Source organism: Pseudooceanicola atlanticus, from assembly GCF_000768315.1.
Classification (GTDB): domain Bacteria; phylum Pseudomonadota; class Alphaproteobacteria; order Rhodobacterales; family Rhodobacteraceae; genus Pseudooceanicola; species Pseudooceanicola atlanticus.
Genome location: NZ_AQQX01000013.1, coordinates 35446 through 52941 on the forward strand (window position 1 = coordinate 35446; position 17496 = coordinate 52941).

The window sequence follows — 17496 nt, forward strand, 5'->3', positions numbered from 1 at the left end:
CCGGGGCGCAAGGCAACCGGCGCAGGGTGAGAACAGCTCTATCTCGGGTGCGATACGCAATCGCTGATCCTGCGCTTGGATATTGCCCCGTCGCGCAATGCGGCGCAGTCTGGGGTCGATCGCCCATGAAGGAGCTTTCACACCATGCAGGATACGAACTCTGACGACAGGGTCTATGCCTTCGGATACAGCCCGGCTGCCGTCGGTTTGATGGAAAGTCGCAGCGCCGAGGTGAACGCGGCTTTCCTGTTGCCGAAGCTGGCCGACGACATGTCCGTCCTGGATATCGGCTGCGGGCCGGGTTCGATCACAACCGGTTTGGCTGACAAGGTTCGCTCGGGCAGGGCAGTCGGCCTGGACATCGAGGCCGGTCAGATCCAAATCGCCCGCGAACGTGCACGGAGCGCGGGCTTGCGGAACTGTGAATTCGATGTCGGCAGCGTATTGGACCTGCCATATCCCGATTCCTCGTTCGATGTGGTTTTCGGTCATACGATCCTGATGCAATTCGCCGACCCGGACCCGGTCTTCAACGAGGTGAAACGCGTCCTGCGGCCAGGCGGGATCATCGCCTTTCGTGAACTCGACTTCGCGGCCAGCTTGTTCGGCCCGGCCGGAAGCGCGATCGAAGCGGTCTGGTCGACCTTGCGACGGTCGATCCTGGACAATGACGGTTTTCCCGACATCGGACGTCACCTTCCTCGTCTGGTCTCGGAGGCGGGGTTCCAGGTCGAATGGGCAAGGCCGGAATACGTCAATGCGTCCACCCCGGAAGCGCGAAAGGCGATGTACGGGGCGATGGCGGCGTTGTGGCAGCAGGCTGGGTTTGTAGGCGATGCCGTTGAGGCGGGGTGGCTGACCCAGGATGAACGCGCGCAAGTGCTGAGCAGGCTCGACGTCGAGGCGGGCGACATGCGGGTTCTCTCTTCGACCACCTATGTTGAGGTTCTGGCCAGATATTCCGCAGATTGAGAACCGGTCGTGATCCGTGTGTCCGTTACATTGACAACCGTTCGGATGTCATTTGATCGGGTTGCGGAGGTTGGCTCGCGGATGTTGTTCGAAAACTCTATTTCACTAGAGGTCAGGAAGATTACACCAAGCCTGATCCCTCGGAAATCCACTGCAGTTCTGGTATGAAATGGTGCGCGCGCAAATTGGATTTTCGGTACAGGTTGTTTGTTCAGAATTGGCTGCTCAAACTATGGACATGCAGGTCATTTGGGCTGAGGTGCAATAACTTCTCAGATTGGGGCGGTTTCGAAAATCCTGCACTGAACAATAGGTCTCTTTGCCATTCCGGGCGTATCTGGCAACTGATCCGCTGATCACTGAACGGTACCACGTCTTCGGCGCTTCTCAGATCATCCAATGCACGCCACATTCTTGAATACTCGCGACCAATTGGATCCATTTTTGAGAGCGAGGCCGACAGTATGACTCTGTTTCGGAGCGAGCATTCGCCGGTTATCGCACAATAACGGCCGGCCACAGGGGCCGACCGTCGGATTTTTTCGGCGCCGGGGCGCGCAACGCATGGCTGCGGATCAGCCGCCGTGCTTCTCGATCAGGCCCTTGGCCTGTTCGATCAGGGCCTGGCCGTCGATCCCCTTGCTCTCCATGTCGGCGATCCAGCGCTCGGTGACCGGCTTGGCCTTGTCCTTGAACCGGCCAACTTCTTCTGCCGACAATTCGATGATGTTATTGCCGTTGCCGACCGCAATCTCGCGGGCGGGCGCATCGGCATCCCACATCACCTGAGACGCGAATTCGGCCAGTTTCATGCCTGATTCCGCGTCGATCACCGCCTTCAGGTCATCCGGCAGGCTCTCGTACTTGGCCTTGTTCATCACCATGATGATCGTCGCCGTGTAGATCGCCTCGTCACCCGAGAACTCGGTATGATTGCTGACCAGTTCCGACGCGCGAATGGCCGGGGTAACCTCCCACGGGATCACCGTGCCGTTGACCACGCCCTTGGACAGCGCTTCGGGGATGGCGGGCAGGGGCATGCCCACGGGCACCGCGCCCAGTTCCTTCAGCATGTCGTTGATGACGCGGGTCGGGCCGCGCATCTTGACGCCCGCCAGGTCATCGACCGAATTGACCGGCTTGTCGGTATGGATCACGCCCGGGCCGTGCACCCAGGCTCCCAGCACCTTGACGTCGCTGTATTCGCCGTCCTGCAGGTCGGTCTCCACCAGGTCCTGGAATGCCTTGGACGTGGCAACCGGGTTGGTCATCATGAAGGGCAGTTCGAACACTTCGGTCTTGGGATAGCGGCCCGGCGTATAGCCCACCACAGTCATGATGATGTCGGCGACACCGTCGATGGCCTGGTCGATCAGCTCAGGCGGCTTGCCACCCAGCGACATCGCGTCGAAATGGTCGATCTTGATGCGCCCATCCGAGGCCGCTTTGACCCGTTCGCCCCAGGGCTTCAGGATCTTGGCCGGAACGGTCGCCACCGGCGGCAGGAACTGGTGCAGCGTCAGCGTCACCTCCTGCGCGCTGGCCACGCCCGGCACACCGGCCATCAAGGCCGCAACGGCCACGCTCTTGAGAAATCCGCGACGGATCATGACATCTCCTCCCTTTGTCATTTGTCGGAATCAGTTGAGGGTCATCGGCAGGCTCAGCGGCCCGCGAAAACCAAAGCCCCGGAACACGACCTTTTCGGGGTCGGGTAGGGACATGTTGGGGAACCGGTCGAACAACATGGGCAGCAGGATCTGCGCCAGCATCCGGCGGGCGATATGCGTGCCCTGGCAGAAATGCGGGCCATTGCCGAAGGCCTGGTGCTGCGCCTTGGGCCGGAAGATGTCGTAATCCTCAGCCTCGCCATAGACCTCCTCGTCCCGGCAGGCTGACGCTTGCGACGTCATCACGACCTCGCCCTTTGCGATCGGATGGCCGCGGAGCTCGCAATCCTCCATCACGAGGCGCGAGCTGGCCTGGATCGGGGCGACCCATCGGACCCCTTCCTCGAATGCCTTGTCCCACATCGCGTCCGCAACGCAGGCCTCAAGTTGATCGGGATTGGTGAACAGACCGTAGAGGATCGTCAGGAAGGCATCGCGCGGTTCGTTGATACCGCCACCGATCGCGATCTTGATGTTGGAATAGATCTGGCTCTGTGGGATCGGGTCCTCCGCGTTCACCATGGCCGACAGGGCCGAGACGTCGGGCTCTGCCTTCACCCGTTCGACACAACGGTCGAACAGCGCATCCATTTCGACATTCGCGGCGTCCGACCGCTCGTAAAGCTCCGGCACGTTGCCGAAATTGCCCGCCCCGTCGATCAGGATCTGGGACCAGCGGGTCATCTCCTCGTCCGTCGCTTCGGGAATGCCCAGGAGATGCGTCAGGCACCGCGCGGCGTAGGGCGCGGCCAGATCCGTGAACAGGTCGACGGTCTCACCGCGGGGCAGGCGTCCGATGTAATCCTCGGCCACCTGGTTGTAGATGTCCTGCCAGCATCCCTTGATGTTGCGCGGCGAAAAGGCCGGCGCCATGGCATTGCGCTCCCTCAGGTGGGCCTCGCCATCCTTGCGCATCAGCGTATGGGCCTGGAAGGCCCGTGCCATCGGCGTGCGCGGATCGTCAGAGCTGAACAGCTCCCAGTTCTCCTTGACGTATTTGGTATCCGCCGCCTTGGTCAGAAGGATCCTGTTGATGCTTGGCACGCGCAGGACCGGCGCTTCGGCCCGCAGGCGCTTGAAGATCGGGTAGGGGTCATCCGTCAGCTGCGCGATGGTGATGGCGTCATCGACGGGCACGTCGGAACGTGTCAGCGTGGTCATCCTGCTCTCCTCCCAGAAGCAAAAGTCGGATGATCGTAGACAGAGGCTTGATATCGGGCAATTCAATCGCACTAATAGTCACTATCGAAATTCTCTATGAAGTTGCTGATGAAGACCGCGCGGACAAACCTGGATATCGCTGCCATGCGGACCCTGCGGGCGGTCTACGCAAATGCGAGCTTCTCCCGCGCGGCCGAGAAACTGGGCGTTGCGCAGCCGACGGTCAGTTACAACATCGCCCGATTGCGCGAGGTCTTTCAGGATCCGCTTTTCGTCCGGCAAGGCGGGCAGATGGTGCCCACCGATCGCTGCATCGAAATCGTCGAGGAAATCACCGACCTGACCGACAGGCTGGACGCCCTTGTCGCGCCGCGCCGTTTCGATCCGGCCGTCGCCGCCACCCGCGTCATCATCAGCTGCAATTATTACGAACGGATCGTGATCATGCCCAGGCTGATCAGGATGCTGCGGCGCGACGCGCCGGCCATGCGGCTCCACGTCATTCAATCCGCAGTGGAGGGCGGGCAACAGCTCAGCAGGGGGGAAAGCGATATCCTGATCGGCCCGATCGAGGTCGATACCGAAAGCCATTTTCGCAGAACCCTGCTACACGAAAGCTATACATGCGTGATGGACCCGGAAAACCCGCTGGCTGCCAGTCCGATGACTCTTGAGGCCTATGTCGAGGCTCCGCAGATCATCGTGAATTACGGCGGCACCTTCCGATCCCGCTTCCTTGTCGTGCTTGAAGCCATGGGGCTCAGCCCGAATACCGCGATGGAAATTCCCAGCCCCTCGGATATCCCGGACCTCTTGCGCGGCACCGACCTGATCGCGACCGTCCCCTCCCGCATCGCCCGACACTTCGGCGCGACGGTCGCCAGCTGCCCTTGTCCCGTAGATGCCTGGATCGACATCAACATGTACTGGACCACGCGCACGCATCGCTCTGCCGCGCATAGCTGGATAAGGGATCGTGTTGCCCAGGTTGCAGGTGAGGTTGGTTAATAAAGTCAGCCCTCGCTCGGCTTCGGTTTGCCGGTTTTGCACGCTCTGCGGCTGTTTGCCATCTCAGGCTTGTATGGCTGGATGGTCACTTGATGTCAGTCACTTATGGCCTGCCGATGCAAGCTTCGCCAGCGGCAAAAGTTCCTGCAGCCAGTAGCGCTGCTTTTCGGATATTCGCTTGGCGCTCTCGGTCTGCTGAATAGGCTGGACCAGATCAATTTCCGTGCTGTGCGCCCTATGCAATGGCAAGGCGATGTGCCTCGTGGTTGCGCCCGGTTGCCAGCAGCCCGATATAGCCGAGCGCCCGGATTCGCCGGGTGCCCGCATCGGATGTCGTGGTGACCCGACAGATAATCTGACCGTCAGACATTTCGGTTTCGGACGTCCAGCCCTTTTCCTGCTGCAGCACGGGGCATGCATATGGACCATGCTGGCTGCTGCCGCCCCGACCGGACCTGTGGTTGCAATCATCATTCCGAGACCGCCCGCGATTTCGTTCTGCTGCGGTGCCGGTCCCGTCGTCACAGCATTCATGCCGAGCAGATGACGGCGAAGCGCCTCTTTCTCGACCTGGGACCAACCAGTCTTGTCATTGGCCTCGAAGATCGCAACGATCTATGCGATTGCGCCGAAAGTGTCGTCTCCGGCCAAGGTGGGCGGGGCGGTCCTCATCTGACCCGCATGACCGGCATGATCGTGCGTCATCTGGGCCCGCACCTGCGGCGCGTGGGCGGTTGCGGCTACCGTCGGCGGAAAAGGTGAAAACACCCTATTGACCCTCCAGCGACTGGAGGCCCTAGATCGGCGATCCATACTCCTCGAGGAAGGAAGGATCCGTCATGCCAGATGATCACAAACACCATCACCAGACCCAGGACATCATCCGCGACCCTGTCTGCGGCATGATTGTTGACCCGAACGCGGGCAAGCCGACGACAGATTATCAGGGGCATACCTATCATTTCTGCTCGGACGGCTGCCGCAAGAAGTTCGACGGCGATCCCGAAGCCTATCGCACCTCCGAGGATCCGGTCTGCGGCATGACGGTCGAGCGCGCGACGGCGGCTTATAAGAGCAAGCATGCGGGCGAGAGGTTCTACTTCTGCTCCTCTGGCTGCCAGACCAAGTTCGAAGGTGACCCCGAGACATACCTCGGCGACCGCCCGGAGCCAGAGCCGATGCCCGAGGGCACGATGTATACCTGCCCGATGGATCCGGAGATCGTGCAGGATCACCCCGGTGATTGCCCGATCTGCGGCATGGCGCTGGAACCGATGACCCCGTCGCTAGATAGCGGCCCGCACCCGGAATATGTCGATTTCAAGCGGCGGCTCTGGATCACGGCACCGATGGCGGCGGGCGTCTTCCTGCTGGAGATGGGATCGCATGTCGGCATCCCATTCGCGGAATGGCTGGGCCATTCAGCCTTTGTCTGGCTCCAGTTCCTGCTGGCAACGGGGGTGGTCTGGTTCACCCGGATGTTCTTCAAACGTGCGTGGTCTTCGGTGAAGAACAAGAGCCCCAACATGTGGACGCTGATCGGGCTGGGCACGGCGGCCGCCTATCTGTTTTCCATCATCTCGATGCTGGCGCCGGGCGTGTTGCCCGCGCAGATGCAGGACGGCATGGGCATGACGCCGGTCTATTTCGAGGCGACGGCAGTGATCCTGGTGCTGGTGCTGATCGGGCAGGTGATGGAACTGGCCGCCCGTGAACGCACCGGCGATGCGATCCGCGCGCTGATGAACCTTGCCCCCAAGACCGCGCGGCGAGTGTCCGGTGATACCGAAGAGGACGTGCCGCTGGATGAGTTGAAGACCGGCGATATCCTTCGCGTCCGTCCGGGCGAGTCCGTGCCGGTGGACGGCGTGGTGACCGAGGGCCGGTCCTCCGTCGATGAAAGCATGATCACCGGGGAGCCTGTGCCCGTCGAGAAGGTCGAGGGCGAGCAGGTTACCGGCGGCACGCTGAACAAGTCGGGGTCCTTCCTGATGCAGGCGGAAAGCGTTGGCGACGACACGACGCTGAACCGGATCGTGCAGATGGTCGCCTCGGCCCAACGATCGCGGGCCCCGATCCAGGCGGTCGCGGACAAGGTGGCTGGGTACTTCGTGCCCGCCGTGGTGGCCTGTGCGCTGCTGGCCTTCGTGGCATGGTGGGCGCTTGGCCCGTCGCCCGCGCTGTCCTATGCCTTCGTCGCGGCCGTATCGGTGCTGATCATCGCCTGTCCCTGTGCGCTTGGCCTGGCGACGCCGATGTCGATCATGGTCGCCTCGGGGCGCGGGGCCAATGCGGGGGTGCTGATCCGCGATGCGGAGGCGCTGGAACGGTTTGCCAAGGTCGATGCGCTGATCGTCGACAAGACCGGCACGCTGACCGAGGGCAAGCCGACGCTGACGGATGTGGAGCCCAGGGACATCGAGGAGGCGGAGCTGATGACCCTCGTCGCGGCGCTGGAACGCGGGTCCGAACATCCGCTGGCCGAGGCGCTGGTCGCCGGTGCGGAAGACCGTGGCGCCACCCGCAAGGACAGCAGCGACTTCGACGCGGTGACCGGCAAGGGCGTCACCGGCATGGTGGACGGGCGCAAGGTGGCGCTTGGCAATGCGGCACTCATGGCCGATCTGTCGGTTGAGACCGGGGACTTGGCCAACCGTGCCAAGGCGCTTCAGGCCGAGGGCAAGACCGCGATGTTCGTCGCCGTCGAGGGCAAGGCCGCAGGGCTTGTCGCCGTCGCGGACCGGATCAAGGAAACCACACCGGAGGCGATCCGCGCCCTGCACGGGCTGGGCTTGCGCATCGTCATGGCCACCGGCGACGCCGAGGCCACGGCACAGGCCGTCGCGAAGGAGCTGGGCATCGACGAGGTCCATGCCGAGGTCAGCCCCGAGGACAAGAACGCGCTGGTGAAGAAGCTGAAGGGCGAGGGCCTGTCGGTCGCGATGGCGGGCGACGGTGTGAACGATGCCCCCGCGCTGGCCGAGGCCGATGTGGGGATCGCCATGGGCACGGGCGCGGATGTCGCGGTGGAAAGCGCCGGCATCACACTGGTCAAGGGCGACTTGACCGGCATCGTCCGCGCCCGCCGCCTGGCCGAAGCAACGATGCGGAACATTCGCCAGAACTTGTTCTTCGCCTTCGTCTACAACAGCGCAGGCGTGCCGATCGCGGCGGGGATACTCTATCCCTTCCTCGGTGTGCTGCTGTCACCGATCTTTGCCGCGGCCGCGATGAGCCTGTCTTCCGTGTCCGTCATCGGCAACGCGCTGCGGCTGCGGGCAAAGAAGCTTTAGGACCGGGAGGAGGCCGTTCAGTCGGCCTCCTTCGCCTCCAAATCTGCGATCAGGGTCTTCATCTCGTCGATCTCCCGCACCTGGGCCTCGATGATCCCGTCAGCGAGGTCACGCACCCTGGGATCGTCGATATTGGCGCGGCGCGACGTCATGATTGCGATGGAATGGTGCGGGATCATCGCCCGCATATAGCTGACATCGTCTACGGTCGTCTGCGACCGGACCAGCCAGAGCGACGTCGCGAAGACCGCGGCGGCGCCAACGAAAATGCCGATATTGACGGCGCGATTGCGATACATAGACAGCATGAACGCCAGCATGACGATGGCCATGACCGCGCCCATCAGAAGCGCCATGTAGACGCGCGTTTCAGAAAAAGTCGCGTGGTCGATGGCGTAGGTATTGAGATACATGAGCCCGAACATCACCACAGTTGAGGTGGCGATCATGGCGGCAAATCGTCCATAAGACATTTCGAATCCCCCTTTGTGTGACAGCAGGTCAACGGCGCCGCCCGGCTTTGGGTTTCATGGGCGCTTGATGTGCAGGCTCTTGACCCTCCAGTCGGTGGAACCTTTATGTAAGGCGGCAAAGGAGTCGCCTCATGAACATTGGACGCGCCGCAGAGAAGACCGGGTTGTCGGTCAAGACGATCCGCTATTACGAGGAAATCGGCCTGGTCGACGCAGATCGGGCAGAGAACGGCTACCGTGATTTCGGCGACCGGCAGATTACGCAACTCAGGATGCTGGCCCAGGCCCGGCACCTTGGGTTCGGGCTGGAGGAATGCCGCGAATTGCTGGACCTGAACGCCGACCCGGATCGGGCCAGCCGGGACGTGCAGGCGCTGGCCGTTCGCAACCTGAACGCGGTGCGGTCGAAGATCCGGCAATTGCAGGACCTGGAGGACGAGCTTGAGAGGCTGATCCAGGAGTGCCACGGCGACGATGCGCCGGATTGCGCGATCCTCGACGGGCTCAGCGGGTCGATTGACCATCTGGCGGGCCGCAAGGCATAATCGTTTCCAAGGTCGAAGGTCTCGTGCGGCATATTCTTGTCATCATAGCGCTCACCCTTGCTGCCTGGGTCATTCTGCCCGGCACAGCGCAGGCGCACGACATGCCACACGGTGCAAATGCTGTGGCCCAGGATGCCTGCCCGGATTGCCCGATGATGGACCATGCGAATGACTCGGTGTCGGCGCATGATTGCCATGAGGGGACCAGTTGCGCGCCGGCCGTTCATGCAATTGCCACTGGCCACTGCATCGCGCTGCGAGCCGAGATTGCGGTCCGGTCCATGCGCCCCGATGTGGGCGCCCGACTGCGATCGACCCTTATCGCCGAAGATTTGCCACCACCCAGAGCCTGATTGCTTCTCGAACCAAGCGCTGTGGTCACAGCCGCAGCGGGGATGCATGCACGGTGACACCCGTGCCTTTCAGGACGATCAAGATGAACAAGACCCTAATTGTCGGCGCTGCAGCCATCGCCATGGCCGGTGCGGCATTCTATTTCACGCGAGATGACACTCCGGCCGAAATCGCGCCGCCAGCCGAAGGCGAACCGCTCGTCTCGATCACGGTGCCCGAGACACTGTCCGCCGATGCCATGATGGGGCAGCGGGCGTTCGAGGCGACCTGCGCCGCCTGCCACGGGGCCAATGCGACCGGCAAGATGGGTTTCGGTCCGCCGCTGGTGCACAAGATTTACGAACCCGGCCATCACGCCGACATGTCTTTCGTGATGGCGGTGCAGAACGGTGTCCGGGCCCATCACTGGCCGTTCGGGGACATGCCCGCGCAAACGGGCCTGACACAGGCGGATGTCGGCAACGTCATCGCCTATGTTCGTGAACTGCAACGCGCCAACGGGATCGAGTGACATGACCAATCGCATGACACGACGTGCCTTCTGCGGGTCAATGGCGGGGACGGTCGGGCTGGCCACCCTGCCGGTGCGGGCCGCCGGACCGCAGACGTTGACCGCCCGCGTCGCCACCGCCCAGATCGCGCCCCCGCAATATGCTGCGACCGAGGTCTGGACCTATGACGGCGCGGTGCCGGGCCCTGTCCTGCGCGTGCCGCAGGGCGGACGGGTGAGCCGCCGCCTGGTGAACGAGTTGCCGGTCCCGACCTCGATCCACTGGCACGGCATCCGCATCGACAACGCGATGGACGGCGTGGCCGGGCTGACGCAGGAGGCCGTGCCACCGGGCGGAACCTTCGACTATGACTTCGCCGTGCCAGACGCCGGGACATACTGGTATCATGCGCATTCAAACTCGTTCGAGCAGGTGGCGCGCGGGCTTTCCGGCGCGCTGATCGTCGAAGAGGCCGATGCGCCGGAGGTCGACCGGGACGAGGTTCTGGTCCTCGACGACTGGCTGCTGAACCCCGAGGACGCGCAGTTCATGACCCCCTTCGGTCATCCGATGAGCCTCAGCCATGGCGGCCGCACGGGCAACCTGCTGGGGACCAACGGGACCTACGACCTCGCCAGCGGGGTGAAAGCCAATGAACGCCTCCGCCTGCGCCTGATAAACGCGTCCAACGCGCGGATCTTCGTGCTTCGACTGGCGGGCCTCGAAGGCTGGACTGTCGCGCTGGATGGTATGCCATTACCCGAGCCACAGCCGGTTGAGGCCGAGCTGATCCTCGCCCCTGCACAGCGTATCGACCTGATCGTAGATGTAACGGCGGAGGAGGGGGAGACCGCGGCTCTCCTCAGATTCGACGACGACGACCAGTGGCAGCCGCAGGCGCGGTTCCCGGTCGCGGGTCAGGCATCCGCGACCCGGCGCGACACGCCTGCCGCCCTTCCGCCGAACCCGCGTATGGAAGTGCCGGGGATCGACAGCGCCCGGCGGCTCGACATGGTCATGGAGGGCGGGGCCATGGGCAGGATGTCCGGCGCCATGATGAACGGCCGCAACATGGGTTTTCGCGAGATGGCGGGGCAGGGCCAGTTCTGGGCTCTGTCCGGGCAGGTCGGCATGACCGACACGCCTTTCGCCAGCCTCGACCGGGGCGAGACCGTCCGCTTGAGACTGACCAACGATACCGCGTTTCCCCATGCCATGCACCTCCACGGGATGCATTTCCGGCAGGTGGCCGGGGACGGAACCCTTGGCCCGATGCGCGACACGATCCTCAGCTATCCCGACGAGCTGCTTGAAATCGCCTTCGTCGCAGACAATCCCGGCAAATGGCTGTTCCATTGCCATATGCTGGGCCATGCCGCGTCGGGCATGACCACCTGGATCAATGTAAGCTAATCCCCTCAACAGGAAGGAACTAAAATGAAGAAATACATCGCCATCGCGCTAATCGCCACCGGCACCGCGGCCTTCGCCCACAGCGGCGTCAAGGATCCGGATGTCATGAACCGCATGATGGGCATGTCGGAACTGGCCAAGCAGATGAAGGTCATCGGCAGCATGCACATGGGGCAGGCGTCTTTCGATGCGGCGGCGGTCAATGCCGCGCTCGAGAAGATCGCAGAGGAAGCGTCCTATATTCCCTCGCTTTTCGAAACAAAGGCCCTCGATCCCAAATCCGAAGCCTTGCCGGTGATCTGGGACGACTTCGAGGCCTTCACGGCCCGCGCCGAAGCGCTCCAGTCAACTGCCGCAGGCTTGGCCGGTAGTGTCGAAAGCTCTGGCGACCTGATGCAGGTCATGCACGAGATCGGACAGTCGTGCAGTGCCTGCCATTCCGATTTCCGGTCCAAATGAGACTGCTGGCTGTTCTTCTGGTCTGCGCGGGGACGACCGCGCAGGCCGACCACCGTTTCGAAGGCCGGGACCTCGAGGCCGGCGCCGCACTTTACGCCGAAACCTGCGCCTCCTGTCACGGCGCGCAGCTGGAAGGACAGCCGGACTGGAGAACGCCCGGTCCCGACGGGGTTCTGCCTGCGCCACCCCATGACGTGACCGGACACACCTGGCACCACGACACGCCTCTGTTGCTGGAGTACACGCTGAAAGGCGGCCAGGCCGCGCTGGAGGCCCGGGGCGTGACCGGGTTCAAGAGCGGTATGCCCGGATTCGAGGAGATACTGACGGAGGATCAGGTACTCGACATCCTTGCCTTCATCCGGTCGACCTGGCCGGAACAGGCGCAGGAGGTTCAGAACCAGCGGACGCATGCCGCCGATTGAGAGCGTGCCGACCCCGGGGGCGCTGTGATCCCGGCTCAACTGGTCAGCAGCTTCTTCCGGGCGGCGTAATCCTCCGCGTCGATCTCGCCGCGAGCCAGACGCATGTCGAGTTCTGCCAGCGCCCCGGACGCCTTGCCGTTCGGGGCCTGTCCGTCCATGCGGCGGACGAACCAGACGATCCCGGCCACGATTAGGCCAAGAACGATGAGCCAGAGAACCGGTCCGAACATCATGCCGGGACCGTAGCCATAGCCCCAGTTCATCATGTGATCATAGCCCTCCGGATCGGCGAATGCCGGTTGCGCGAGCAGGACAAGTGGAAGTGCGAGACGTTTCATGTCACCCTCCGAGCTTGAGATTTTACGCCTTCATCGTCGGACAGATCGCCGCGAATTTCCTTGATCCACCGCAACCACACGAAGTCGTGACATAGGAAGGGGCGCCCCAGTTTCCCGGAACGCCCCGCCGCATGTCTGGCCGGAGGAGTTACTCGGCCATGATTTCGGTCACGGTCAGCTTGCCCTTCACACGGTCGGCTGTGAAAGCGACTTCCTGACCTTCTTCAAGGCCTTCCAGCATTGCGGGATCGACGACCTCGAAGACCATCGTCATCGCCTCCATCTCGAGGTTGGCCAGCGGGCCGTGGTCGATGGTCAGGCGGTTCCATTGGGTGTCGATCTTGGTGATCTTGCCCATGCTCATCTCCATGTCGCCGTGATCGCCGGAATGGGTGCCTTCGGCGATGGCGGTGGTGGCGAAGAGAGCGAAGGCAAGGGTCATCAGGGTTTTCATTGCGCGTGTCCTTTCAAGACTTGAGGGGATGCGCCCGGACAGGCCGGACGCCGGGGGAATTCACCCGCGACGCACATGATCGCGGGGAGAGATGATGGTTTCGGGGCTGGTATTGCGGGCCTCTTCGGGAAGCTCGCCGGTCCATTCCCAGGCTTCGGTGCCCGGCGGGTTTTCATACCAGCCGGGGTCTGAATAATCGCCCGGCGCGATGCCCTCGCGCACCTTCACGACGCTGAACATCCCGCCCATCTCCAGCGGGCCGTAGGGACCCCAGCCGGTCATCATCGGGATCGTGTTGTCGGGCAGCTCCATATACATCTCGCCCATGTCAGCCATGCCGGCAGTGCCCATGGGCATGTAGCCCTGCGTCTCACGACGGATCATGCCGGTTAGCTTGCGCTTGTCGGCCCCGATGAAGGTAGGCAGGTCATGGCCCATGGCGTTCATCGTGTGGTGCGACTTGTGGCAGTGGATCGCCCAGTCGCCTTCGTGGACGGCATCGAACTCATAGGCGCGCATGGCCCCGACGGGAATGTCGATGCTGACCTCGGGCCAGCGGGCGCTCTCGGGCACCCAGCCGCCGTCGGTGCAGGTGACCTCGAAATCATAGCCGTGCATGTGGATCGGGTGGTTGGTCATCGTCAGGTTGCCGCAACGCACCCGGACACGATCCCCCTTGTTCACGACAAGCGGGTCGATGTCCGGGAAGATCCGGCTGTTCCAGGTCCACATGTTGAAATCGGTCATCTCGGCAACGCGCGGGATGTAGGTGCCCGGGTCGATATCGTAGGCCGCCAGCAGGAAGGCGAAGTCCCGGTCCACCGGCATGAAGGCCGGATCGCGCGGATGCACGATGAAGAGGCCCATCATCCCCATGGCCATCTGCACCATCTCGTCCGCATGGGGGTGATACATGAACGTCCCAGACTTGGTCAGGTCGAACTCGTAGACGAAGGTCTTGCCCGGCGGGATCGCGGGGTGCGACAGGCCCCCGACACCGTCCATGCCCGAGGGCAGGATCAGCCCGTGCCAGTGGACCGAAGTGTGCTCGGGCAGGCGATTGGTAACGTAGATCCGCACCCGCTCGCCCTCGACCGCCTCGATGGTCGGGCCGGTGGACTGGCCGTTATAGCCCCAAAGTCGCGCCATCATGCCGTTGGCCATGATCCGCTCGACCGGCTCGGCAACGAGGTGGAACTCCTTCACATTGCCGTTCATGCGCCAAGGCAGCGACCAGCCGTTCAGCGTGACGACCGGGTTGTAGTCCGGGCCGTTGGACGGGCGCGGCGGGACCTGCGTGTTCGGGCTGTCATAGCTCGCCGCTTCGGGAAGGTCCCGGAACCGGGTCTGCGCCTGTGCGGCCGAGGCCATGGCGAGGCCGGCCCCTGCGGTCAGAAGTTGTCTGCGGTTCATTCTGCACCTCCTGTCGCGCCACCCCAGATGGCGGCAGTCATGGCTGCTTCGGCGTGCCAGTAGTCGGCCTTTGCCTCGGCGTAGCTGAGTTCGGCTTCAAGGCCCTCGCGGGCGTCGGTGATCAGTTCGAAGGTCGAAGTGAGCATGCCGTTGTAGGACTTCAGCGCCTCCTCATCGATCGTGCGGCGCAGCGGCAGCACCTCGTCGCGCCAGTGCCGGGCGATATTGTATTTCCCGGTGACGGCGGCATGGGCCGACCGCGCCTCGGACCGGGCATTGACCGCCGCCTGCGCCAGTTCGTTCGCCGCGCGAATGTAGGCCAGTTCCCCCCGGCGGCTGGTCAGCTTTCCGGTGTCGTAAAGCGGGATCTCGAAGCTCGCTTCCAGCACGCGCGAGGTTTCCGTCTCCCGCCCCGTAGGCGTGTCAGACCGCTCGACCTCGGCCCCTGCGGTGATCTCGATATCCGAGAGCATCCGCGTCTGGCCTTCCAACCGGTATTCCTGGGCAATGGCCTCCAGCTCCAGCCGCCCGATGGCGAGGTCGGTGCGGTGCTCGAGCGCCAGCTTTTCGACATCCGACCGGCCCGGCCGACGACCGGGCAGTCCCGGCAGACGATCCGGAACATAGAAGTCGATATCCGCGCCCCAGAGCCCCATGAGCCGGGTCAGCTTCTCCTTCGCCAGTTGCGCTTCCAGCCGGGCATCGGCCCGTTCGGCGGCGAGATCGGCGGTGAACACATGCTCCCGCGCCTGATCGGCCCGGTTCATCGCCCCGGTGCGACCGAGTTCGGCGGCCAGTTCCGATGCCGCATCCGCCGTGCCCTGCGCCCGCCCGATCAGCGCGGCGGCCTCGAAGGCTGAAACCGCGTCGATCCAAGCCTGACGCGTCTCTGTCGCCAGCGCGATCGTCGCCCCAAGGGCGGCAAACTGCGCCTGCTGGAACTTTGTCTGCGCGATGGCACGGCGGGGTTTCACGGTTGCTGCGTCGAGGATCGCGCCCGTCACCACCGCTTCCAGCGAGCGGGCCAGCCCGACCTCGCCGATACCCGAGATCGTCACGCCGAAGGACGGAACCGGACCCATGGCCACTTCCCACAGGTCCGCTGCCGAGAGCCCCAGATCGGCATAGGCCGCTTGAAGGCCACGATTATTCATCAGCGCCACCTGCACAGCCGTGTCGGGGCCGATGGATTTGCGGTGGACCAGAGCGCGGGTCCGCGCCCCGTTCGCGGCCACCTCGGCGGCCGACTGCGCCCAGACGCCCGACGCGCCGGTGGCCTGTTTCGTCCCGCTCGACACCAGCGAAAAGCCCGCGCCAGGGGCCGAGGCCTGACCGACCAGCCCTGCATCCGCACAGGCCGCCAGGGAGAGAGGAAGAAGCGCGACACCCATCTTGAAGGTCCTCCTCATGACGACCCTCCCGGCGCCTGCGCGTCGTTCAATTGGCGCCAGTCGCCGGGCGCCTGAATTGGGCGTGAAGTATGGGAAACGGATGGCCCGGACCGGGCTGTGCGCGCGGTTGACGGATCGGCGGCCCGGGTGAGCGGGGCGGTCAAGGGGGGCTCGAACGGCTGTGAACAGCCCGCGAGCGCCAGCGGCACGGCGGCCGCCAAGAAAATCTTCATGATTGGTCTCCGGAAGGGATCGGCAGAACAGGCGCCGGATGGCACCCTACGACAGCTCGATCACGCTTTCGGAGGTCGTCGCAGCCCACTTGGCCGCGCCAGGTCGGTCAAGTCCTCGGATGACCCATTGTTCAAAGTGCCGGACGCAGCCAGCGCGATGCCGATCGAGACCGGCACGCCTGGCATTTCGAAAACGCAGGCGTGGTCGCAGCAGGCCGCAGCGACTTGCGCCTCTGCCTCTCCTCCCGACTGGGTCATCTTATGGTCCGAATGATGATGCATCAGGCTCATGTGATCCGCCCCATGATCCTGCGCCACATCTGAATGGTGATTTGTTCTGTGCTGTCCGGAAACCTGCAGACGTTGCGGGCAGGACATCGCATCGGACATGGCTATGGCCGTGACCGGGGCAGTCACGATCATAAGCCCGGTAATCACCAGAAAGAATGCGAACAAGTATCTCATCATCGTGAATGCATGATTGTGCGAAGCAGATGATCTGGCAAGTGACAAACGCGTCAGTCCCGCCCATGCCCGTGCGCGACACCCGCCGCTGGCTTTTAGCCGAGGTCAAAGTGCCCCAGAGCTGCAGCGACCATTCCGATCAAGTGGGGGCCCCACGCCTGCCCCGTGATCCACGGATCAGGCGTCGGTAGCAGCGCGCCGACCGACGAGGGCAAGAACCATCTTTTCAAGAGCATCCACCGACGCGGCGGCGGTGATTTCGCCACGGCGGAGGTTCTGCCGCAGGGCGATCCCGTCGAAGGCCAGCATCAGCGAATGCGTCATCGCCTCACGTTCGGCCGCCGCCAGATCGGGCAGGGCGCGGCCGATCATGTGGTGGATGCGCGACATGGTCCAGATCAGCAGTTCCGGATTGTAGTCGTCGCCGGGTTTGGCGGTGGCCAGGGCCTGCACGAGCGTGAGGGTCTGACCGGACCGGTCCGCCGCGATCCCGTGCAGCAGGCCATGGATCAGCGCGTGAAGGCTGTCTTCCGGAGTTTTCTGGGCGGATACGGTGGCCTCGAGTTCCGCGATCCTGGTCCGCAGCCACGGGTCGAAGACCGCAAATGCGATCTCGAATTTCGAATCGAAATAGACATAGACGTTGGATTGCGAGGTGCCTGCCGCCCGCGCGATGCTGCTGATCGTCGTCGCGATATAGCCCTTCTCCATGAAGAGCCGTTCGGCGGCTCCCATGATAGCGACCCGGACTTGCTCACTTTTTTGGCGTGCCATCGACGATCCTCCCGAAAGGTTTTTTACCGAATGACATTCGCTATTGACAGAAGCAAGCCCTTTGTCCCTGATTAAAGAACGTCATTCGTTAATACGCCGTTAGAGCGCGCCACCAACCGGGAGATGACCGTGCCAGGACCAAGACTTTCGAACCGCCTTTGCCG

At 63.3% G+C, this 17496-nt stretch carries 18 protein-coding genes and 1 pseudogene; 9 read left to right on the forward strand and 10 right to left on the reverse strand.

Features of this window, described 5'->3' with window-relative positions; all coding sequences use genetic code 11:
- Window positions 1-144 precede the first annotated feature (144 nt).
- Window positions 145-972 carry a class I SAM-dependent methyltransferase gene (locus tag ATO9_RS23650; RefSeq protein ID WP_052418466.1) on the forward strand — a complete coding sequence of 276 codons (828 nt, stop codon included), beginning with the start codon at window positions 145-147 and terminating at the stop codon, window positions 970-972.
- 575 nt (window positions 973-1547) lie between these two features.
- Here the strand turns inward: ATO9_RS23650 and ATO9_RS19140 are convergent.
- A complete protein-coding gene (locus ATO9_RS19140) occupies window positions 1548-2582 on the reverse strand; it encodes a TRAP transporter substrate-binding protein (RefSeq protein ID WP_052418467.1) in 1035 nt (344 codons plus the stop codon).
- Window positions 2583-2612: 30 nt separating this feature from the next.
- Window positions 2613-3803, reverse strand: coding sequence for a cytochrome P450 (locus ATO9_RS19145; protein WP_043753218.1), 1191 nt, complete (start codon window positions 3801-3803; stop codon window positions 2613-2615).
- 96 nt (window positions 3804-3899) lie between these two features.
- On the opposite strand from ATO9_RS19145, the gene ATO9_RS19150 reads away from it, so the two are divergent.
- A complete protein-coding gene (locus ATO9_RS19150; RefSeq protein ID WP_052418468.1) occupies window positions 3900-4811 on the forward strand; it encodes a LysR family transcriptional regulator in 912 nt (303 codons plus the stop codon).
- Window positions 4812-5046: 235 nt separating this feature from the next.
- Here ATO9_RS19150 and ATO9_RS24400 read toward each other — a convergent pair whose 3' ends face one another.
- Window positions 5047-5220 (reverse strand): hypothetical protein, encoded by a 174-nt coding sequence (locus ATO9_RS24400; RefSeq protein ID WP_156127916.1) that lies wholly within the window; start codon window positions 5218-5220, stop codon window positions 5047-5049.
- A gap of 11 nt (window positions 5221-5231) precedes the next feature.
- Between ATO9_RS24400 and ATO9_RS23655 the strand changes: the two genes are divergently transcribed.
- The gene (locus ATO9_RS23655) at window positions 5232-5573 is read left to right on the forward strand and encodes a hypothetical protein (RefSeq protein ID WP_052418469.1); all 342 of its coding nucleotides are present in this window, start codon (window positions 5232-5234) and stop codon (window positions 5571-5573) included.
- A gap of 77 nt (window positions 5574-5650) precedes the next feature.
- The gene (locus tag ATO9_RS19160; RefSeq protein WP_043753220.1) at window positions 5651-8104 is read left to right on the forward strand and encodes a heavy metal translocating P-type ATPase; all 2454 of its coding nucleotides are present in this window, start codon (window positions 5651-5653) and stop codon (window positions 8102-8104) included.
- 35 nt (window positions 8105-8139) lie between these two features.
- On the opposite strand, the pseudogene ATO9_RS19165 reads toward ATO9_RS19160, so the two are convergent.
- Window positions 8140-8577, reverse strand: a pseudogene (locus ATO9_RS19165) (DUF305 domain-containing protein); the annotation flags it as partial.
- Between the two features lie 131 nt (window positions 8578-8708).
- On the opposite strand from ATO9_RS19165, the gene cueR reads away from it, so the two are divergent.
- The 5 genes from cueR (at window position 8709) to ATO9_RS19190 (ending at window position 12264) form a co-directional block, all read left to right on the forward strand.
- Window positions 8709-9122 (forward strand): Cu(I)-responsive transcriptional regulator, encoded by a 414-nt coding sequence (gene cueR / locus ATO9_RS19170; protein WP_043753223.1) that lies wholly within the window; start codon window positions 8709-8711, stop codon window positions 9120-9122.
- Window positions 9123-9558: 436 nt separating this feature from the next.
- Entirely contained in the window at window positions 9559-9987 is a 429-nt protein-coding gene (locus ATO9_RS19175) for a c-type cytochrome (RefSeq protein ID WP_043753225.1), read from the forward strand.
- A 13-nt stretch (window positions 9988-10000) separates the two neighbouring features.
- Entirely contained in the window at window positions 10001-11380 is a 1380-nt protein-coding gene (locus tag ATO9_RS19180; protein ID WP_420329721.1) for a multicopper oxidase family protein, read from the forward strand.
- A gap of 24 nt (window positions 11381-11404) precedes the next feature.
- The gene (locus ATO9_RS19185; RefSeq protein WP_043753230.1) at window positions 11405-11839 is read left to right on the forward strand and encodes a c-type cytochrome; all 435 of its coding nucleotides are present in this window, start codon (window positions 11405-11407) and stop codon (window positions 11837-11839) included.
- Complete coding sequence (locus ATO9_RS19190) at window positions 11836-12264, forward strand: c-type cytochrome (RefSeq protein WP_043753232.1); 429 nt, start codon at window positions 11836-11838, stop codon at window positions 12262-12264. Before ATO9_RS19185 ends, ATO9_RS19190 begins: the two co-directional genes overlap by 4 nt.
- Window positions 12265-12299: 35 nt before the next feature.
- On the opposite strand, the gene ATO9_RS19195 is transcribed toward ATO9_RS19190, so the two are convergent.
- From ATO9_RS19195 to ATO9_RS23660, 6 genes are all read right to left on the reverse strand, one after another.
- Window positions 12300-12602, reverse strand: coding sequence for an SHOCT domain-containing protein (locus ATO9_RS19195; protein ID WP_052418470.1), 303 nt, complete (start codon window positions 12600-12602; stop codon window positions 12300-12302).
- A 148-nt stretch (window positions 12603-12750) separates the two neighbouring features.
- Entirely contained in the window at window positions 12751-13056 is a 306-nt protein-coding gene (locus tag ATO9_RS19200; protein WP_043753233.1) for a copper-binding protein, read from the reverse strand.
- A gap of 60 nt (window positions 13057-13116) precedes the next feature.
- Window positions 13117-14469, reverse strand: a complete 1353-nt coding sequence (locus tag ATO9_RS19205; protein ID WP_043753234.1) for a multicopper oxidase family protein — start codon at window positions 14467-14469, stop codon at window positions 13117-13119.
- A complete protein-coding gene (locus ATO9_RS19210) occupies window positions 14466-15878 on the reverse strand; it encodes a TolC family protein (protein WP_052418471.1) in 1413 nt (470 codons plus the stop codon). Before ATO9_RS19210 ends, ATO9_RS19205 begins: the two co-directional genes overlap by 4 nt.
- A gap of 275 nt (window positions 15879-16153) precedes the next feature.
- Window positions 16154-16549 (reverse strand): hypothetical protein, encoded by a 396-nt coding sequence (locus ATO9_RS19215; protein WP_156127917.1) that lies wholly within the window; start codon window positions 16547-16549, stop codon window positions 16154-16156.
- A gap of 186 nt (window positions 16550-16735) precedes the next feature.
- Window positions 16736-17332, reverse strand: a complete 597-nt coding sequence (locus tag ATO9_RS23660) for a TetR/AcrR family transcriptional regulator (protein ID WP_052418472.1) — start codon at window positions 17330-17332, stop codon at window positions 16736-16738.
- Between the last annotated feature and the right edge of the window lie 164 nt (window positions 17333-17496).